General features: G+C 36.6%; 3 protein-coding genes and 1 pseudogene. 3 read left to right on the forward strand and 1 reads right to left on the reverse strand.

What is annotated here, in order from left to right:
- Positions 1 to 40 precede the first annotated feature (40 nt).
- The 3 genes from HT671_RS11315 to HT671_RS12130 all read left to right on the forward strand — a co-directional run bounded on the left by HT671_RS11315 (position 41) and on the right by HT671_RS12130 (position 1,849).
- On the forward strand, positions 41 to 796 hold the full coding sequence (locus tag HT671_RS11315; RefSeq protein ID WP_166735507.1) for a DUF1430 domain-containing protein: 756 nt from the start codon (positions 41 to 43) through the stop codon (positions 794 to 796).
- 1 nt (position 797) lies between these two features.
- Positions 798 to 1,430: an ABC transporter ATP-binding protein gene (locus HT671_RS11320; protein WP_138702204.1), complete on the forward strand. Its 633-nt coding sequence runs from the start codon at positions 798 to 800 to the stop codon at positions 1,428 to 1,430.
- A 140-nt stretch (positions 1,431 to 1,570) separates the two neighbouring features.
- Entirely contained in the window at positions 1,571 to 1,849 is a 279-nt protein-coding gene (locus tag HT671_RS12130; protein WP_000712965.1) for a hypothetical protein, read from the forward strand.
- 67 nt (positions 1,850 to 1,916) lie between these two features.
- On the opposite strand, the pseudogene HT671_RS11330 reads toward HT671_RS12130, so the two are convergent.
- Positions 1,917 to 2,133: pseudogene (locus tag HT671_RS11330) on the reverse strand (XRE family transcriptional regulator); the annotation flags it as partial.

Consider the following 2,133-nt stretch of genomic DNA (forward strand, 5'->3'; position numbering starts at 1 on the left):
CTTGTTATGACGCGCTTACGATACAACTATTGAGCAAAAGATGAATCACCTTGATGTAGGGGAGTTTGTCTTATTGCTGCCTGAACACCTCCGTTCAGAGGAAGAACATTATAAATCTGTTTTTGAAGACGACTTAACCAGTCGCATGTCTAGTCAAGATGAACGACAGCAAATGACTGCTACGGTAGGTTATTTAGAATCAGGTCAGGATCGTTTTGTATATAATACGACCCCTATTTCTTACCAACAATTTTTGAAAGATCCAATCATCATTGTTATAACACCCCAATCAACTGGTCCACAGTCCATTTTGTTTTGGATAGACGCAGTACAGAACTACATTCTCTTTAATCAATTGTCTGATGCCCAGGAGCTTATCCAGAGACAAGGCATTGAAAATTGGGTCTCAGAAATGCAAACAGGTTACCATAACTACATCACATTATTGGATAATATCCAGAGGGAACGTTGGGTAATGCTAGCAGGAGCTGTGCTTGGGATTGCAACTTCAATCTTGTTGTTTAACACTATGAATAGGCTCTACTTTGAAGAATTTAGACGTGCCATTTTTATCAAACGCATTGCAGGTCTCAGGTTCTTAGAAATCCATCGCACCTATCTCTTTGCTCAACTGGGTGTGTTTTTACTGGGATTTATTGCGAGTGTATTTCTTCAGGTAGAGATAGGAGTTGCTTTCTTAGTCTTGTTACTCTTTACTGGTCTATCTCTTTTTCAGTTACATGTCCAAATGCAGAAAGAAAACAAGATGTCCATGCTTGTTTTGAAGGGAGGTTAATATGATTGAACTTAAACAGGTGAGTAAATCTTTTGGAGAACGAGAGTTATTTTCGAATCTTTCAATGACATTTGAGGCTGGAAAAGTCTATGCCTTAATTGGTTCAAGTGGTAGCGGAAAAACAACCTTGATGAACATGATTGGGAAATTAGAACCTTATGATGGGACGATTTTTTACCGAGGTAAAGACTTGGCCAATTATAAATCGAGTGATTTTTTCCGTCACGAATTGGGCTACCTCTTCCAGAACTTTGGCTTAATTGAAAACCAAAGTATTGAAGAAAACCTTAAGCTAGGTCTCATTGGTCAAAAGTTGAGTCGGTCGGAACAGCGGTTGAGGCAGAAGCAGGCTTTAGAACAGGTCGGCCTGGCTTATCTTGACCTAGATAAGCGCATCTTTGAGTTATCGGGCGGAGAATCGCAACGGGTTGCCTTGGCAAAAATTATCTTAAAGAATCCACCCTTTATTCTGGCAGATGAGCCAACAGCTTCAATAGACCCAGCAACCTCTCAGTTGATTATGGAGATTTTGCTATCTCTTCGAGATGATAATAGGCTAATCATTATCGCAACACATAATCCGGCAATTTGGGAGATGGCTGATGAAGTGTTCACGATGGATCGTCTGAAATAAAAATCCTTGTTTTTAATTGCACGATGAGTTATCGAAATATTATCATGAATCAATAATTGGAGTTAATTTAGAATTGTACTTTATGAATATTGAGGTAACTTTTTCTTGATAAAGGAAGAAATAGTGGAGAGAAAGTTAGAATGAAAAAATTCGACAATTATATTATTGAGAAGCCTTGCGATTCTAATTCAGATAAACTGCAAAAAATCTTAATAATTGAAAGTTTGGTAGATGATATTTTGCAATTTTCTCTCAGAATCAAAAATAGTGTAGGAGAGATTTTCCTCCTACAACCGTTTCAAAAGAAAACTATCTTTATTCCATGTTATTTTGAGGAAGATATTGTGAAAGTCAAAGATGATGATGAAGTTGAGTGGCATTTGTTAGAATTTCAAAAATTTAGAGCATTTTTGGCTTAGTAATATGTGTTGAAAGCTCAAAATCTATGGTAAAAAGTAGCTTTGAAAACGTATTACCTCCAAAGATTTAGTTAAATAATGATTTAACACAAAAAGAAATTATTGAAGTTCTGGAAAGATGTTGTTTCAGTATTGAGAAAAGGTGGGAAAAACTTGCGATTTTCACAGAGAAAGGATTGTTATAAATCTTGCATAGCTCTCTTGCTTCTATATAATAATTTTTGACTTGTTCTTTGCCAAGGAATTGTGTTCCACAATTTCCAATGAGAACGAGCAGGGGAGCT

The organism is Streptococcus sp. 2741 (assembly GCF_013276315.1).
GTDB lineage: Bacteria > Bacillota > Bacilli > Lactobacillales > Streptococcaceae > Streptococcus > Streptococcus pseudopneumoniae.